This window comes from Arcobacter vandammei, from assembly GCF_016106035.1.
GTDB lineage: Bacteria > Campylobacterota > Campylobacteria > Campylobacterales > Arcobacteraceae > Aliarcobacter > Aliarcobacter vandammei.
Window position 1 is genome coordinate 1 of record NZ_JADKPZ010000049.1, and the last position, 866, is coordinate 866.

Annotated in this window: 3 protein-coding genes; all 3 read left to right on the top strand. The window is 31.2% G+C overall.

The annotated features are described in order from the left end of the window. Window positions 1-337 (top strand): transposase (locus tag IQC44_RS11725; RefSeq protein ID WP_198306479.1); only part of this gene is annotated, 337 nt, incomplete at its 5' end. 47 nt (window positions 338-384) lie between these two features. Then, on the top strand, window positions 385-600 hold the full coding sequence (locus IQC44_RS11815) for a transposase (RefSeq protein WP_198306480.1): 216 nt from the start codon (window positions 385-387) through the stop codon (window positions 598-600). After that, entirely contained in the window at window positions 534-821 is a 288-nt protein-coding gene (locus tag IQC44_RS11820; RefSeq protein ID WP_198306481.1) for a transposase, read from the top strand. Before IQC44_RS11815 ends, IQC44_RS11820 begins: the two co-directional genes overlap by 67 nt. Window positions 822-866 lie beyond the last annotated feature (45 nt).

Genomic DNA, 866 nt, shown 5'->3' on the forward strand with positions numbered 1-866 from the left:
TCCATTAGAAGCAATTTATCCAATAGTTTTTATGGATGCAACGGTTTTAAAAATAAGAGTAGATCGAGTTGTTAAAAATATTGCAGCATATATTATGCTAGGTGTTACTCTTGAAGGTAAAAAAGAGATACTTGGAATTTGGATTGGTGAAAATGAAACTTCTAAATATTGGTTAACACTTTTAAATGAACTAAAAAATAGAGGTGTTGATGATGTGCTTATATTTGCAATAGATGGTTTAAATGGATTTAATCAAGCAATACAAGCTGTTTATCCCTGTGCTTGCACTCTCTGTGAGAAAAGCCGAAATACAAAGATGTATAGTTCATCAGATTAGAAGCTCTCTAAAGTTTGTATCTTGGAAAGATAGATGAAATCCTGTGAATACAGGCAAAGGCTGTTGCAAACTATTTAAAAACAATCTATACTGCATCAACAGAAGAAGATGCACAAATGGCTCTTACAGAATTTAATGATATTTGGGGTTCCAAATATCCTCATATTGCACAATCTTGGATAAATAACTGGAATGAATTAGCTACTTTTTTTCTCACAGAGAGTGCAAGCACAAGAAATACCCAAAATCTATTCAAACCCTAATTTATACAACAAATCCAATAGAATCACTAAATTCAAATATAAAAAGGAAAACAAACTCTAAAGGATCATTTCCAACAATAGATTCAGCTTTTAAAATGTTATATATGTCAACACAGGAGGTACAAGCAAAATGGGAAAGAACTAGTATTAGAAACTGGAGTGAGATTTATCCTCAACTTTGTATATTTTTCAGTGAAATTATGGAAAAATACACAAAGTAAGAAAATGGGTTAAAGGTGGTTTACACAGTTTAATTTATGGTCCCA